Annotated in this window: 12 protein-coding genes; 2 read left to right on the top strand and 10 right to left on the bottom strand. The window is 66.0% G+C overall.

Translation table 11 applies throughout. The features are described from left to right. Positions 1 to 30: 30 nt before the first annotated feature. Complete coding sequence (locus F3H41_RS05995; RefSeq protein WP_149737666.1) at positions 31 to 945, top strand: alpha/beta hydrolase; 915 nt, start codon at positions 31 to 33, stop codon at positions 943 to 945. A 456-nt stretch (positions 946 to 1,401) separates the two neighbouring features. Here the strand turns inward: F3H41_RS05995 and F3H41_RS05990 are convergent, their stop codons facing one another. Further along, positions 1,402 to 3,408 carry a CocE/NonD family hydrolase gene (locus tag F3H41_RS05990; protein ID WP_149737665.1) on the bottom strand — a complete coding sequence of 669 codons (2,007 nt, stop codon included), beginning with the start codon at positions 3,406 to 3,408 and terminating at the stop codon, positions 1,402 to 1,404. A gap of 68 nt (positions 3,409 to 3,476) precedes the next feature. Between F3H41_RS05990 and F3H41_RS05985 the strand changes: the two genes are divergently transcribed. Continuing rightward, a complete protein-coding gene (locus tag F3H41_RS05985) occupies positions 3,477 to 3,806 on the top strand; it encodes a PAAR domain-containing protein (RefSeq protein ID WP_149737664.1) in 330 nt (109 codons plus the stop codon). 146 nt (positions 3,807 to 3,952) lie between these two features. Here the strand turns inward: F3H41_RS05985 and F3H41_RS05980 are convergent, their stop codons facing one another. From F3H41_RS05980 to F3H41_RS05935, 9 genes are all read right to left on the bottom strand, one after another. Beyond that, complete coding sequence (locus F3H41_RS05980) at positions 3,953 to 5,584, bottom strand: ABC transporter ATP-binding protein (protein WP_149737663.1); 1,632 nt, start codon at positions 5,582 to 5,584, stop codon at positions 3,953 to 3,955. After that, complete coding sequence (locus F3H41_RS05975; protein WP_149737662.1) at positions 5,577 to 6,434, bottom strand: ABC transporter permease; 858 nt, start codon at positions 6,432 to 6,434, stop codon at positions 5,577 to 5,579. The genes F3H41_RS05980 and F3H41_RS05975 overlap by 8 nt, the downstream gene beginning before the upstream one ends. Positions 6,435 to 6,444: 10 nt before the next feature. After that, positions 6,445 to 7,569, bottom strand: coding sequence for an ABC transporter permease (locus tag F3H41_RS05970; protein ID WP_149737661.1), 1,125 nt, complete (start codon positions 7,567 to 7,569; stop codon positions 6,445 to 6,447). Further along, positions 7,569 to 9,158 (bottom strand): ABC transporter substrate-binding protein, encoded by a 1,590-nt coding sequence (locus F3H41_RS05965; RefSeq protein ID WP_149737660.1) that lies wholly within the window; start codon positions 9,156 to 9,158, stop codon positions 7,569 to 7,571. Before F3H41_RS05965 ends, F3H41_RS05970 begins: the two co-directional genes overlap by 1 nt. Positions 9,159 to 9,389: 231 nt before the next feature. Beyond that, positions 9,390 to 10,172 (bottom strand): carnitinyl-CoA dehydratase, encoded by a 783-nt coding sequence (locus tag F3H41_RS05960; RefSeq protein ID WP_149737659.1) that lies wholly within the window; start codon positions 10,170 to 10,172, stop codon positions 9,390 to 9,392. Beyond that, complete coding sequence (locus tag F3H41_RS05955; RefSeq protein WP_149737658.1) at positions 10,169 to 12,238, bottom strand: acetate--CoA ligase family protein; 2,070 nt, start codon at positions 12,236 to 12,238, stop codon at positions 10,169 to 10,171. Before F3H41_RS05955 ends, F3H41_RS05960 begins: the two co-directional genes overlap by 4 nt. Positions 12,239 to 12,518: 280 nt before the next feature. Further along, a complete protein-coding gene (locus tag F3H41_RS05945) occupies positions 12,519 to 13,679 on the bottom strand; it encodes an acyl-CoA dehydrogenase family protein (protein WP_149737657.1) in 1,161 nt (386 codons plus the stop codon). 18 nt (positions 13,680 to 13,697) lie between these two features. Then, positions 13,698 to 15,191, bottom strand: a complete 1,494-nt coding sequence (locus tag F3H41_RS05940; protein ID WP_149737656.1) for a carnitine 3-dehydrogenase — start codon at positions 15,189 to 15,191, stop codon at positions 13,698 to 13,700. Between the two features lie 56 nt (positions 15,192 to 15,247). Further along, on the bottom strand, positions 15,248 to 16,162 hold the full coding sequence (locus F3H41_RS05935; protein WP_149737655.1) for a 3-keto-5-aminohexanoate cleavage protein: 915 nt from the start codon (positions 16,160 to 16,162) through the stop codon (positions 15,248 to 15,250). Positions 16,163 to 16,195 lie beyond the last annotated feature (33 nt).

Here is a 16,195-nt window from a genome sequence, read left to right as displayed (position 1 = left end):
GCGTCACAGAGGAACAGCATCGACACCTCCATGACCAAAGCCCAAAGCCCCACCGAAGCCGGCATTCTCGCCTTTCTGGCGACATGCGATGCCTTCTATCCCGCCGACGCCGTCAATGCGACGATTACCGAGCAGCGCGGATATTACGACGCGCTGTGCGCGCAGTTTTCGCCGCCACTGCCCGAGGGGATGAGCACGGAGGACCGGATGGTCGAGGCGCGCATTCCTGTGCGGTGGTATCGGCCTGTTGCCGTCTCGACCGACACCGTGCTGCTTTACCTGCACGGTGGTGGCTTTGTCGTCGGGTCGCTGGAAAGCCATCACGCGATCTGCGGCGAGATTGCCGCCGCGGTGGGGGCCGTGCTGGTCGCTGTCGACTACCGGCTTGCGCCGGAGCATGTCTGGCCTGCCGCCTTCGACGACAGTTTTGCGGTGCTCGCCTCCCTGATTTCCGAGGGCCGGACGGTCGTCGTGATCGGCGACAGCGCCGGCGGCAATCTGGCGGCGGGCGTGGTGCTGAAAGCGCGGGATGCGAGGCTTGTCGGCGTGACCGGTCAGGCGCTTGTCTATCCGGCGCTCGGCGGCGATCTCATCTCCGGCTCCTACGCAGAGATGGCCGAAGCGCCGGGCCTGACGACAGCCGATGTGCGTTATTATCGCGACGTGTATGCCGCGCCGGAGGGGCATCCACACGCTTTCCCGCTCGCCGCCGCCGACCTCTCCGGCCTGCCGCCCACCTTCATCACGGTCGCCTATTTCGATCCCTTGCGCGATGATGGCCGGGCCTATGCGGCGCGACTGGCTATGGCGGGCGTCGAGGTCTGGTTCCGCGAGGAGCCGCAGATGGTCCACGCCTGGTTGCGGGCCCGATTCATGAGCGAAGGCGCGGCGGCTGGGTTTGCCGCGCTGTGTGCGGCGGTGGCGCGGATGGCGCGGGCGGGGTGAGGGGCAGGAGGACGGCTCGACTGCTTGACCGGAGCACTCTTACGTTGTTCCATGGACTTAAACCTCCTCCCTTAGCTTCTCCCGGTGCTGTCCGCTTCAAGTCTTGATGACACCGAGGGTAAACTCCTATCTTCTCCGTCATGCCGGACTAGATCCGGCATCCAGATGACGTGCGTCCGCACGTCAAAAAAGTCTCTCAGCCCAAGGACTTGGGCTGGCTGGATCCCGCATCGAGTGCGGGATGACGGAAGGTGAGACGTCTTGCCACGTGCATAAGCCGTCAAAGCGCGCCAGCCGACGTTACGGCGGCGATCGTGTTCTCACAGGCTCCGAATCTCTACCGCCAGAGTTGCAAAAGGCTGCATGATTCGTCGGTCAAGCCCGAGGACGATGGAGCGTTCGTTGGCGTGACTTGCCCTCATGTCCGGAGGCAAGTCACGCCAGCCGTGATCCTCCTCACATGAAGTCGCGCGCGATCACCTTCTCGAAGTGCTTCTCGAACACCTGCGTCTCGCCCTCAAAGGCGGTCACGTCGGCTGAGGTCAGCCAGTCGGTCGCGGTGCAGGCGAGGCGGGCCGTGGCGACGGTCCTCACCTGCCAGCCGGGGCGGCTGGCCTCGCAGGTCCAGGTGGAGGTGCCGGTCATGGAGAGCGGATTGGCGGGGTCGATTGACCACGTCTCCTCGCGCACCTCGCGGGTTGAAAGGCCGGTGCCGGGGTGCTCGAAGAGGCCGGTATCCTCAAGGATACGGTAGTGGGTAAGACCGGTGGTCAGATCGCGCTCGACGCGGCGGCTGGTGCGGCCGGGGGCGTGCTCGATATAGGTCGGCAGCGGGTTCGGGTTCTCAGGCTCTGGCACGGTGATGTGCTCATGCGCGCCGAGCAGCGGTAGGGAGAGCGTCAGCCAGCCGGCATCGATGGTGAGGCCCGGGTCTTCCGGCTGCGGCAGGATAATCGGCCAGTAACTTGTGGAGATGGAGAGGCGGATGCGGTGGCCGGGCGCGAAGCGGTAGCCGCAGGCATCCAGCGTCACCCGCACCGGTACGTCTTTGCCCGGCGGCAGGGGCTCCGGCGTCTCGTTGCCGTTGCGGTGGGTGAGGTTCAGCACGCCGAAGGCGACGCGGGTGGCGGTCCCATCCGGGTGGATATCGACGAGGCGGACGGCGATGTTGGCGCGCTCCGCGGTGCATGCGAGGACGAGATCGAGATCGGGCATGCCGAGCACGGTGACCGCATCGGTCAGCGGCGCGGTCTCGTAGACCAGCGAGCCCGCATCGTCGCCGCGCTGGTCGAGCGCCATTTCGGCGTCGGGCTTCAGGGTGAAATATTCGCCGCTCATCGTGCCGGTGTCGAGCGGCGAACGGATGAAGGCGCGGGCTTTCGCGCGGTCGGCGGGATCGCGGGCGAGCCGTCCGTCGGCGGCAACGGCAAAGGTGGCGGTCGGGCGGTCGGACCAGTCCTTGACCGCCACCCAGATGCCGGGATCGGCGTTCCGGCGCAGCGCCGGCTTTGGCCCGTCGAGAATATAGGCGCGCATCGGCGGCAGGGCCTCGACGCCGGTCTCCTCGCCGGAAAGCCAGCGCTTCCACCAGGCAATAGCCTCGGCGTGGAAGTCCATGCGCGGCTTCGGCCAGGCGAAATGCGGGTATTTGTGCACCCAGTGGCCGATCAGCGCGCGGGCGCGATCGCCGAGACCTTCGAGCGCTTTGACCGGCGTGTTGCGATAGCCATCCGCCCAGCCGGCAATGACGAGAGCGGGGACCGGGAAGCCATCGAAGTCTTCGCAGATCGAGCCGTGTTTCCAGAAGCCGTCGCGACGCTGGTGGCTCAGCCATTCTTCCAGGAAGAAAGGCTCGCCCTCAAGGCGCTCGAGCCACATCTCGCGCCAGCGCTCGCCGACGAGTTCGGGATCGGGCGAGCGGGACTGGTAGCCGAGCATGGTGGCGGCCCAGGAAAGCTGGGCCGAGAGATGGCAGCCGTTCTTGTAGTGGATGTCGTCATTGTAGCGATCGACGGTGGAGGCGATCGAGATGACGGCTTTCAACGCCGGCGGCTTCAGGGCCGCCACCTGCAGGCAGTTGAAGCCGCCCCAGGAGATGCCCATCATGCCGACCGATCCGTTCGACCACGGCTGGCGTGCAATCCAGTCGATGATCTCGCAGGCGTCGGAAAGTTCGCGCGGCGTATATTCCCCATCGATCACGCCGTCCGATTCGCCCGAGCCCCTGATGTCGACGCGCACGCCGGCTATGCCGGCGCTCGCAAAGACCGGGTAGGTGGATTCGTCGCGCGGGCTGGTGCCGTCGCGCTTGCGATAGGGCAGGAATTCCAGCACGGCCGGCACGGGATCGGCCTCGGCGCCATCCGGCATCCAGATGCGGGCGGCGAGCCGCGTGCCGTCGGCAAGGGTGATCCAGTCATTTTCGATGACGGTGAAGGGGCGGCTTGAGGAGGGGCTTTTCATCGCGGCTGCTTCTGGTTCATGCTGGCCCGTCCGGCGACGCTGCCGACGGAAAAGGAAAGGGACCGCCGATGCGCCCGGCGTCATGTCTTGTCGGCCTGATCTTCGTGTCCACGCCAGTGGTGGCGGAAGATGCAGCCAAAATTCCGGCCTGCGCCCTTTCGGGCGCGGCAAGCGTGATGATTGGCGGCCAGCCGGCGCTGCGCCTCTCCGACGTCGCCAACTGCCCGCCGGCGCTCTACGACATCCTGCCCTCGATCCGCATCGAGGGCCAATCGGCGGTATACTTCAAACCCGGCGTGACGGACGCGACCACCTGCGGCGCGGGCAGCGAGGCGACCGTGACGCTGGAAGGCAAGGCGGCGACGCGGCTCGGGGACGTGGCGTGCAAGACGCGTTGAAAGCATAATTTTCTGCTCGGATCGGCGTGAGGTGCAGGTCACTCGATAGCTCCACCGAAGCCGGCCTCTGGTCCTCGCATCGGCACGTCATCGGCCTTCAGGGGCGCATTCGCAAGAAGCCAACCCAGCCGCGGTTCCAGCGCCCGTCAATATCCCCCGCTTTCCATGCGCCGTTCCGAGAGCACACGTTCCAGCCAGCCGATCTCCATCTCGGGCACGGATTTCAAGAGGAGGTCGGTATAGTCGTCGAAGGGGGGCGAGAGGACCTTGGATTTCGGACCGAAGCGGACGAGCCGGCCGCGATACATGACGGCGACGGCGTCGGCGATGGCGCGGACGATGGCGATATCGTGGGTGATGAAGAGGTAGGAGACGGCGGTTTCGTCCTGCAGGCGGGCGAGCAGGGTCAAAATGCCTTCGGCGACCAGCGGGTCGAGTGCCGAGGTCGGTTCGTCGCAGAGGATCAGGTCGGGCTTGGCGGCGAGCGCCCGGGCGATGGCGACACGCTGCTTCTGGCCGCCGGAGAGTTCGGCCGGGTATCGGTCGAGGAAGCGGGCTCCCATCTCGATCTGGTCGAGCAGTTCCTTGACGCGGGCGGTCTTTTCCTTGCCGGAAAGGCCAAAATAGAAGCTCAAGGGGCGGCCGATGATATCGCGCACCGTCTGGCGCGGGTTCATGGCCGTATCGGCCATCTGGTAGATCATCTGGATGCGGCGCAACTGATCCTTAGACCTGTTCTTCAACGCGGCCGGCAGGGTCTCCCCGTCGAAGACGATCTTGCCGTCGATGGGCGGCAGAAGGCCGGTGATGACGCGCGCGAGCGTCGATTTGCCGGAGCCGCTTTCCCCGACGACCGCCAGGGTCTGACCCTTCGGCAGATGCAGCGACACATCATGGAGCACGCGCAAGCTGTTCGAGTAGCCGGCCGTGACGTTTTCGATCGAAAGATAGCGGGCCGACTGGTCTTTGGCTTCCTCCCGCAGCGTCTGGCGCACGCTCACCAGCGCCCGCGTGTAGTCTTCCTTCGGCGCCTCGATGATCTGCTGCGTCGTGCCGTATTCCACCATGCGGCCATGGCGCAGCACCATGATGTGATCGGAAATCTGCGCCACGACGGCAAGGTCGTGGGTGATATAAAGCGCGGCAACGCCGGTTTCGGCGATGGCGTGCTTGATGGCGGCGAGCACGTCGATCTGCGTCGTCACGTCGAGCGCGGTGGTCGGCTCGTCGAAAACGATGAGTTCGGGGTTGGGGCACAGCGCCATGGCGGTCATGGCGCGCTGCAACTGGCCACCCGAAACCTGGTGCGGGAAACGGTCGCCGAAGGTTTCGGGACTGGGAAGGCCAAGCACCCGGAAGAGATGGCGGGCCCGTTTCCTTGCTTCCGGCCGGCTGAGGATGCCGTGGCGCACGGTCGCCTCGATCACCTGGTCGCCGAGGCGGTGGGCCGGGTTGAAAGCAGCAGCGGCCGACTGGGCGACGTAGCAGACGCGGCGGCCCCTGATATCGCGGATGCCGGCCCGGTCGAGCGTCAGCAGGTCCTTGTCGTCCAGCATCACCTCGCCGCCGGTGATGCGAACGCCGCCGCGGCCATAGGCCATGGCGGAGAGGCCGATCGTCGATTTGCCCGCGCCGGATTCGCCGATGAGACCCAGCACCTTGCCCTTTTCCAGCGTGAAGCCGACGTCTTCGACCAGCGTCACCGTCTTCGGTGGCTCGCCGGGCGGGTAGCTGGTCGCCTCGATCTTGAGGTTGCGGACGGACAGGATCTCAGACATCGCCGCGTCCTCCCTTCAGGCTCGAGGTTCTCTTCATCAGCCAGTCCACGACGAGGTTGACGCAGATGGCAAGCGTGGCAATCGCCGTTCCGGGGATGAGGGCTGCGGAAATGCCGAAGATGATGCCGTCCTTGTTGTCCTTCACCATGCCGCCCCAGTCGGCGGCCGGCGGCTGGATGCCAAGGCCGAGGAAGGAGAGGGTGGAGAGGAAAAGGATGGAGAAGGCAAAGCGCAGGCCGAATTCCGCAAGCAGCGGCGACAGCGTGTTGGGCAGGATTTCGCGGAAGATGATCCAGACCGAACCTTCGCCGCGCAACCGGGCCGCTTCCACGAACTCCATCACCGCGACATCGAGCGCCACGGCGCGGCCGATGCGAAAGACGCGGGTCGAGTCGAGGATCGCCATCACGATGATCAGGATCCAGATGTTCTGCGGCAGGACGGCGAGGACGACGAGCGCGAAGATCAGTGTCGGGATCGCCATCATGAGATCGTTGAGGCGCGACAGGCCCTGATCCACGAAGCCGCCGGTGACCGCGGCGGTGAAGGACAGGAGCATGCCGAGCGAAAAGGAGATGACGGTGGCCGCGAGCGCCACGAAGATCGTGGTGCGGGCGCCGAAGATGAGGCGCGAGAGCAGGTCGCGGCCGAGATTGTCCGTGCCGAGCAGATATTCGCTGCTCATCGGCAGCCAGATCGGCCCGACAACCTCCGTCTCGCCATGCGGCGCGAGCCAGGGGGCGAAGAGGGCGCAGATCAGCGCGATGGCGATGCCGGCAAGGCCGATCATGGCGCTCAAGGGGATGGCGTTCAGGCTAAAGGTCTTCCGGGGCTGGGTCTTGAAGGGCATCGGCTTCTCCTCACCGGGGATGTCTGAGGCGGGGATTGGCGAGAATGGCGATGATGTCGGCCGCCATGTTGAGGAAGATGTAGAAGGCCGCGAAGATGAGGCCGCAGGCCTGGACGACCGGCATGTCGCGCACCGTCACCGCATCCACCATGTACTGGCCCATGCCGGGATAGACGAAGACCACCTCGACCACGACGACGCCGACCACAAGGTAGGCGAGGTTCAAGGCCACGACGTTGACGACCGGCGCAACCGCGTTCGGTGCGGCATGGCGTGCAATGATGCGGAAGGCGCCGAGGCCCTTCAGTTCCGCCGTCTCGACATAGGGGGAGGACATGACGTTGAGGATAGCGGCCCGCGTCATGCGCATCATGTGGGCGAGAACGACGAGTACCAGCGTGGCTGTCGGAAGCGCGATCGCCGAAACGCGATCGGAAAAGGACATGCCATCGTAGACCGTGGCGGGAAACGTGGCGATGCCGAATTTCACGCCGAAGAACAGGATGAGCAGATAGCCCACGAAAAATTCCGGCAGGGAGATGGCCGCCAGCGAGACGACGTTGATGATGCGATCCGGCAATCGGTTGCGGAACTGCACCGCGATCATGCCGAGCGCGATCGCCAGTGGCACGGAGATGGCGGCGGCGAAGGCGGCGAGGAAGAGCGAATTGCCGAGACGCTTGCCGATCTGTTCGCTGACCGAATTGCGCGAGGCCCAGGAGGTTCCGAAATCGCCCGTCAGGGCGCCGCCGAGCCAGGACAGATAGCGTTCCGTCACGGGTCGATCGAGGCCGAGGTCTTTGCGGATGTTCTCGACGGCCTGGGGCGTTGCGGACTGGCCGAGATAGGTCGTCGCGAAATCGCCGGGCAGCGCCTCCACGCCGCCAAAGATCATCAGCGAGACGGCAAACAGCAGGCCGACGCTGAGGCCGAGGCGTTTCAGGATCAGCGCCGCCAGCGGCTGCCGCCGCGCAAAGCGCCGCCACGGGCCGGGTGAAACGAGGCCTGCGGCCGGAGCGGCTGTCGGATGGGATGCGGATGCATTTCCGGAAACGGAACGATCGCGCGGGTGGGGGCCACCCGCGCCGGTGTCGTTCGCCTGTCCCGGGCCGCTTGCGGAGCCCGGCGCTGCCATCACGCTTCGAGCCAGACGCGCGTGGCGACGTAACCGTTCGACATGTCGTTGCCGATGTCGTGCACGTAGCCCTTCACCTTTTTGCTCGATGCATTCACGAAGTCGTTGAACATCGGCAGGATCAGGCCGCCTTCGTCGCGCACCATCATCGCCATGGTGCGATACATGTCCTTGCGCTTGGCCTCGTCGAGTTCCGAGCGGGCTTCCAGCAGGATCTTGTCGAAGTCGGGCCGCAGGAAGCGCGTGTCGTTCCAGTCCGCCGTCGACAGATAGGCGGTGGAATACATCTGGTCCTGGGTCGGGCGGCCGCCCCAGTAGGAGGTGGAGAAGGGCTGCACATTCCACACGTTCGACCAGTAGCCGTCACCGGGCTCGCGCTTGATCTCGATCTCGATGCCGGCCTTCTTTGCCGTTTCCTGATAGAGAACGGCGGCATCCACCGCGCCGGGGAAGGCAACGTCCGAGGTGCGCAGGAGGACCGGACCGGAATGGCCGGACTTCTTGAAATGGAAGGCCGCCTTGTCCGGATCATAGGCGCGCTGCTCGATGCCTTCGGGGAAGAGGGCATAGGTGTCGTTGATTGGGAAGTCGTTGCCCACCTTGCCGTAGCCGCCGAGGATGGTCTTGACCATCGTTTCGCGGTCCATGGCGTATTTCAGTGCCAGACGCAGGTCGTTGTTGTCGAAGGGCGCCGTGTTGCAGTGCATGATGAAGACGTAGTGGCCGCGGCCGGAGGTGGAGAGGATCTCCACGGTGGGCGCGCGCTTCAGGAGGTCCACCGTCTTCGGGTCGACGCGGTTGATGTAGTGAACCTGGCCGGATGAGAGCGCCGCGATGCGGGCGGTCGCATCGTTCATGTTGATGATCTCGACCGAGTCCACATAGCCGCGATCGGTGCGCCAGTCGTCTGCGTTGCGCTCCAGCGTGGCGCGCACGCCCGGCTCGAAGCTCTTGAGCACATAGGGGCCGGTGCCGATGCCGGCGGCCGGATTGTCATAGCCGCCACCCGGCTGGATGACGAGGTGGTAGTCGGTGAGCAGCAGCGGCAGGTCCGCATTGCCTTCCGTCAGAACCAGAACCAGCTTGTCGCCGTCGGCCTTGATTTCCTTGATCGACTTCATGACGCCGAGAGCACCGGATTCGGACTTCTCGTCCGTATGGCGCTGCAGGGTCTTGATGACGTCATCGAGCGTCAGTTCCTTGCCATCGTGGAACTTGACGCCCTTGCGGATCGTGAAGGTCCAGGTCGCCGCATCGGCGGAGGGTTCCCAGCTTTCGGCAAGGGCCGGCACGGGCGCGCCGGTGGTCGGGTGGCTCTCGACGAGCATGTCGCCCCAGCAACGGCCGATGCAGAACATCACCTGCGAGAGGAACTTGGCAGGATCGTTGCTGTCGGTCGCCGAGCCGCCTTCGAGGCCGAGCTTCAGGTGGCCGCCGCGCTTCGGTTCCTGGGCGGCGGCGCTGGTTGCAAACAGCGTGCCGGCGGCGGAAAGCGCCACGCCGGCTGCCAGCGTGCGGCCGATGAATTCACGGCGGTTCATCTTGCCGAGCATGACCTGCCGGGCGAGGTAATTTTCGTAATCGCTCATTTCCAGTTCCCTTCTGGCTTGGCGTTTCCGCCTTTGATTCTGATCCGATGCATGCCGGTCTTCCTGCCGGTCTTGCAGGCTTTGGAGGGGATGCCTGACCCCGCCCTCCAGCCTCAAACGTTCATCTTCGGTGCCGAGCTTAACGTTCGCGGCCAAGGATGTAACCTGTTGATTGTCTGGTCGTTGAATAAATTCTCCTTATGCAAGATGGGTGGTTGGCATGGGTGCGGTCTACCGGCCCTTCCAGACCGGGTCGCGCTTCTCGGCAAAGGCGCGGGCGCCTTCCAGCTGGTCTTCGCTGCCGTAGAGCACGTCCACGGTGCGCAATTGCCGACGGGTGACTTTGTTCATCGTCGTCTGGAAGGCCTCGCCTTCGGCCTCGCGCACCACTTCCTTGATGGCGGCATAGACGAGCGGCGGGCCGCTTTCGAGCAGGCGGGCGAGCGCCCAGGCACGGTCCATCAGCGTGTCGGCGGGCAGGATCTCATTGACGAAGCCCCAGCGGTGGGCTTCGGCCGCATCCAGCCAGCGGCCGGTCAGCAGCATGTCCATGGCGATGTGGTAGGGAATGCGCTTCGGCAGCTTTATGGAGGCGGCGTCCGCGACCGTGCCGGACCGGATCTCGGGAAGCGCGAAGGTGGCGTGTTCGGCGGCGAGGATGAGGTCGGTGGAGAGCGCGATCTCCAGCCCGCCGCCACAGCAGATGCCGTTGATGGCGGCGATGATCGGCTTGTTGAGATCGCGCAGCTCCTGCATGCCGCCGAAGCCGCCGACACCGTAGTCGCCATCCACGGCGTCGCCGGCGGCCGCCGCCTTCAGGTCCCAGCCGGGGCAGAAGAATTTTTCCCCCGCGCCGGTGATGATGGCGACGCGCAGGCTCTCGTCGTCACGAAAATCCTGGAAGATGCCACCCATGATGCGGCTTGTCACCAGATCGATGGCGTTGGCCTTGGGCCGGTCGATGGTGACTTCGAGGATGCCGCCCTCGCGGCGGGTGCGGATCGGGTCGGTCATGGGCCTCTCCTTCGGCTGATCAGCGCATCGGCCACGAAGACACCTTGGCCTTCGGGCAGCACCATCACGGGGTTGATGTCGAGTTCTTCCAGTTCGGCAGCCTTTGCGGTGACGTAATTCGCCGCCGCGGCGACGGTCGCGACAAGGGCGTCGATATCGCCGGGCGGGCCGCCACGGTAGCCGGCCAGCAGGCGGGATATCCTGAGGCCTGAAATCGCCGAGCGGATGGTCGATTCGTCGGTGGGCAGGGTCAGGACCGCCGAGTCTTCCAGCAGTTCCACGAGAATGCCGCCGGCGCCAAGGGTCAGGACGGGGCCGGCGACGGGATCGCGCAGCGCCCCGATGATGAGTTCGGCGACCGGCTTTGCCACCATGCGCTCGACAAGGAAGCCTGCCGCCACCCCGGCCATGCGCTCTGCCGCCTGCCGCACGGCGGTGGGATCGGCGAGGTTGAGGATAACGGCGCCGGCCTCGGTCTTGTGGGCGACGCCGAGGCCCTTGAGGACCACGGGGAAGCCGAGGGTCTCGGCGGCGGCTGCGGCGGCCTCGGGGCTTTCGGCGGTAATGCCTTGGGGGACCGGCAGGCCGGCGGCGGCAAGCTCGGCCTTGGCTTCGGCTTCAGTCAGAACCTCGGCCTCACCGGAGGAGGGCGGTGTCGTTAGCAGCGGGACAGGCGCGGGGGCGGCCCAGGCCTCGCCGATGTCGGCGGCGATCTCGACTGCGGCGAGCGCTTCATCGATGCCAGAGAAGGGCACGATGCGCTGCGCCATCAGGCGTTCGGCGACCTCTTCCGGCATGTTCTCCGCCATGCTGGCGACGATGCCGGCGACGGCGCCGGTGGCGCGGGCCGCATCCATGACGGCATCCGTGGTCGTGTCCCAGTCCGCGCCGTTGCAGCGATCGGCGCGGGGGAAATCAAGCACCAGTAGGTTGAGGTCGTAGCCGCCGGCCATCATCGCGCCGAAGGCGGCGGCCTGCCGGTCGCGGTCACCCCAGACGAAGGTGTGGTAGTCGAGCGGATTGGCGAGCGCCACCATGGGCCCGAGAGCCGTACGCAGTGGTTGACGCTGCTCGTCCTTCAGGGCCCGGAATGCGATGCGGCGACCCACTCCGGCATCGGCGACCAGCGAAGCCTCGCCGCCCGAACAGCTCATGGAGGAGACGGCACGGCCGGCAAGCGCGCCGTGGGCATGCAGGAGCTTCAACGTTTCCAGCATTTCCGGCAGGGTCTCGACGCGGCCGATGCCGAGGCGGGAAAGCAGCGCGGAGGAGACGGCGTCGTTGCCGGCGAGCGAGGCCGTGTGCGAGACCGTCGCGGCGCGGGCGGCCTCGGACTTGCCGACCTTCAGCACGATCACCGGCTTCTTCAGTTCGCGCGCGCGTGTCGCCAGCCGTTCGAGGGAGGCGATGCTGTCGAAGCCTTCGACATGCAGGCCGACGGTGGTGACGCGCGGGTCTTCGAGCGCCGCGATGGCGAGGTCGCAGAGACCCGTCTGGGCCTGGTTGCCGGCCGTCATGAGATAGGCGAGCGGCAGGCCGCGGCGCTGCATGGTCAGGTTCAGCGCGATGTTGGAGGACTGGGTGAGGATAGCGACGCCGCGCTCCACACGGGTCATGCCGTGCTGGTCGGGCCACAGCAGGGCGCCATCGAGCATGTTGATGAAGCCGTAGCAGTTGGGGCCGAGCACGGCCATGCCGGTGGCGGCTTCCACGAGCCGCTGCTGCAAGGCCGGGCCATCCGGCAGTTCGGCGGCGGCCTCAAGAAAGCCGGAGGCGTAGCACACGCCGCCGCCAGCCCCGCGCGCGGCAAGGCTTGTGACGATGTCGATGGTGAGTTCCCGGTTGACGCCGATGAAGGAGGCGTCGGGCGCGTCCGGCAGGTCGGCAACGCTGCGGTAGCAGGGGCGGCCGGCGATCTCGTCGAGTTTCGGGTGAACCGGCCAGATGGCACCGGAAAAGCCCATGCGGTCGCACTGCTCGATGACGCGCCGCGCCTCCTTGCCGCCGAAGACGGCGATGGTCCGGGGACGGATCAGGCGGGAGAGGGCGTCATGGGGCAGGGTCACGGGCGGGCTCCGGTGGGTGCGTGTCTGTTGGGGCTTGCCTTGGCGTGTCTGAGTGCTTGCCCGAGTGTGGCGGGGACCCCCCTCTGGCCTGCCGGCCATCTCCCCCACACGGGGGGAGGTCCGCAGGGGGAGGGCTCCGCATTCCCCTGCGCGTTGTCAGGGCCGGTTAGGCCAAATGGTCGTGCGGAGGCTGCCCCTAGCCGATCTCCCCCTTTGCGGGGGAGATGCCCGGCAGGGCAGAGGGGGGTATGCCCCGAGCACAGTCGCCTCACCACCATCCTCACGCCCCCAAAGGCCGCAAGAGATCGCGGCTGATGATGTGCCGCTGGATTTCGGAGGTGCCGTCCCAGATGCGCTCGACGCGGGCATCGCGCCAGAAGCGGGCGAGCGGCAGGTCATCCATCAGGCCCATGCCGCCATGGATCTGGATCGCCTCGTCGGTGACGCGGGCGAGCATTTCGGTCGCGTAGAGCTTGGCGGACGCAATCTCGCGGTTGGCCGGCAGCTTGTTGTCGAGGCGCCAGGCGGCCGACAGCGTCAGGAGATCGGCGGCGTCGATTTCCGTGATCATGTCGGCGAGCTTGAAGGAGACGCCCTGGTTGGCGCCGATCGGCTTGCCGAACTGCTTGCGCTCGGCGGCGTAGGAAAGTGCGTAGTCGAAGGCACGGCGGGCCCGGCCGACGGACGTGGCGGCGACCGTCAGGCGCGTGGCGTAGAGCCAGTCGTTGGCGATGTCGAAGCCCTTGTGCACTTCGCCGAGAACCTGCGAGGCCGGCACGCGGCAGTCGTCGAAGGTCAGGATGCAGTTCTTGTAGCCGCGATGCGAAACGGAGCTGTAGCCCTCGCGGATTTCGAAGCCCGGCGTGCCGCGATCGACGAGGAAGCAGGTGATCAGCTTCTTCTTGCCGCGCGGCGTGTCTTCCTCGCCGCTCGCCACGAAGACGATGACGAAATCGGCAAGATCGGCATGGCTGATGAAGTGCTTGGAGCCGTTGATGATCCAGTCGTCGCCATCCTTCTTCGCCATGCATTTCATGCCGCGCACGTCGGAGCCGGCATCCGGCTCGGTCATGGCGAGCGCATCGACGCGGTCACCGCGCACGGCCGGCAGCAGATACCGTTCGCGCTGCTCGCCCTCGCAGGCCATCAGGATGCCGGAGGGGCGGCCGAAGAAGACGGTGAGGCCCATGGAGCCGCGGCCGAGCTCGCGCTCCACCAGCGTAAAGGAGGTGTGGTCGAGGCCCGCGCCGCCGACCTCTTCCGGGAAGTTGCAGGCGTAGAAGCCGAGCGCCTTGCACTTGTCGGCAATCTCCTTGCCGAGTTCGGGCGGCACGTGGCCGGTGCGCTCCACCTCGTTTTCATGCGGATAGATTTCCGTCTCCACGAAGCTGCGCACCGTGTCGACGATCATCTCCTGTTCGGGTGTCAGGGCGAAATTCATGGCTCGGTCCTCCCTAGCTCACGCCCGCTTCTGGCCGACATGCCGGCCGACGCCCTCGGGGGCGGGCAGGCGTGCATGGGCGTCTGCGATCGCGGCGATCTTCTCCAGCACGGCGGATGGGGCCGGCGCGGATTTGCCGGCGGCGCTATCGACATGCAGCATGATCTGCTCGGCGGTCGCCAGCACCGCGCCGGTCTCGGCGTCGTTGACGGTCGAGAAGAAGTGCAGGCGCTTGTCGTCGTGGGAGAGGATCTGCAGCGTGGTGAAGAGCCTCTGGCCGAGCTTGGCCTCGCCGAGATGGCGGATGTGGGTTTCGACCGTATAATAGCTGTGGCCGGCCTCGACATAGGCGAAATCGACGCCGATCAGGCGCAGCAGGGCGTCGGAGGTGTCGCCGAAGAGCTGGAGGTAGCGGTGCTCGGTCATGTGGCCGTTGTAATCGACCCAGGCGGCGTTGACGCGGGTGTCGAGGAGGCGCAGGGGTGCGGCGGTGTCGAGCGCGGTTTCCTTGCTGCCGGCCTCGGCCCAGAGGCGCTTTTCGAAATCGGCGAGCAGCTTGCCGGCGCCCCAGCCTTCGCCGCCATTGCCCGCCTTCAGCGCCTGCATGATGCCGACGAGGTTTTCGTCGCGGATACGCTCGAGTTCGCGGATCGAGCGGCCCTTGGCCTGGGCGTCCGACTGTGCGCCGATTTTTTCCACCAGCGCGTCATCGAGATCGACGACGTCGGTGAACTTCGTCCAGGGCCATTGCAGGCAGGGGCCGAACTGGGCGAGGAAGTGGCGCATGCCTGCCTCGCCGCCCGCGATGCGATAGGTTTCGAAAAGACCCATCTGCGCCCAGCGCATGCCGAAGGAATAGCGCATGACATCGTCGAGCGTCTCGGTGTCGCAGATGTCGTCCTTGATGAGCCACAGGGCTTCGCGCCAGAGGGCTTCCAGCAGGCGGTCGCCGACGAAGGCCTCGATTTCCTTGGCGATGACGACGCCCTTCATGCCGATCTGGGCGACGCCCGCCTTGGCCTTCTCGATGGTCGCGGCGGAGGTCTTGTTGCCGCCGACGAGTTCCACCAGCGGTAGCAGGTAGACGGGGTTGTAGGGGTGGGCGACGAAAAGGCGCTCGGGATGCGTCATTTCCGCCTGCAGATCGCTCGGCAGGAGGCCCGAGGTGGAGGAGCCGATCAGCGCCGTCGGGCTTGCGGCCGCATCGATCTGGTTGATGACGCCGCGCTTCAGTTCGAGGCGCTCGGGCACGCTTTCCTGAATCCAGTCAGCACCTTCGACGGCTTCGGCAATGCTGTTGCAGAACGTGAGCGTGCCCTTCGGCGGCAGCGGCGCCATGGTGAGAAGGCCGTAGGCGCGCTCGGCATTCGCCATGACTTCGCCGACGATGCGGGCGGCTTCCGGGTGGGGGTCGTATATCGCAACGTCGATGCCGGCGAGCGCGAAGCGCGCTGCCCAGGCCCCGCCGATGACGCCGCCGCCGATGCAGGCGGCCTTGGTGATGGTGGTCATGATCCGAGTTTCCGTTTTCGCGTCGAGGAAAGGGGCGGGGTCAAGCGCAGTCTGTCTCAGGAGCGGGGTGCGCGCTTGGTCAGCTTCAGCTTCTCGCGCACCTCGGCCGGGCCGATGATGCGGGCACCCATATTCTCGATGACGTTGGCGGCCTTTTCGACGAGCTGCGCATTGGTGGCGAGCTGGCCCTTGCCGACATAGAGATTGTCTTCGAGACCGACGCGGACATTGCCACCGGCCAGGATCGCGGCGGCCGGATAGGCCATGGCGTTGCGGCCGATGGAGAAGGCCGAGAAAGTCCAGTTGGCCGGCACGTTGTTGACCATGGCCATGAAGGTGTTGAGATCGTCGGGCGCGCCCCACGGAATGCCCATGCAGAGCTGGATGAGGACCGGGTCCTCGATCAGGCCTTCCTCGACAAGCTGCTTGGCGAACCAGAGATGGCCGGTGTCGAAGGCTTCAATTTCCGGGCGCACGCCAAGATCCGTCATCAGCTTGGCCATGGCACGCAGCATGGAGGGCGTGTTGGTCATGACGTAGTCGCCGAGCGAGAAGTTCATCGTGCCGCAGTCGAGCGTGCAGATTTCCGGCAGGCATTCGGCGACGTGGCTGACGCGCTCGGTGGCGCCGGCCATGTCGGTGCCATTGGGGTTCAGCGGCAGGGGCTGTTCGACATTTCCGAAAATCAGGTCGCCGCCCATGCCGGCCGTCAGGTTCAGCACGACGTCCACGTCGGCAGCGCGGATGAGGTCGGTCACTTCGCGGTAAAGATCGTTGCGGCGGCTGGCGGCACCGGTCTCGGGATCGCGCACATGGCAATGCACGATGGCGGCGCCGGCCTTGGCGGCGTCGATGGCCGAGGCGGCGATTTCCTTCGGCGATTTCGGCACATGCGCCGATTTTCCGGTCGTGTCGCCGGCCCCGGTGACGGCGCAGGTGATGAAGACATCGCGGTTCATGGCGAGCGGCATGTGATGTTCCCTCTTTTGTCGTTAAACCCATTA

It is taken from the genome of Rhizobium sp. RU20A (genome assembly GCF_900155885.1).
GTDB lineage: Bacteria > Pseudomonadota > Alphaproteobacteria > Rhizobiales > Rhizobiaceae > RU20A.
This window is presented reverse-complemented; position numbering and strand designations above follow the sequence as displayed.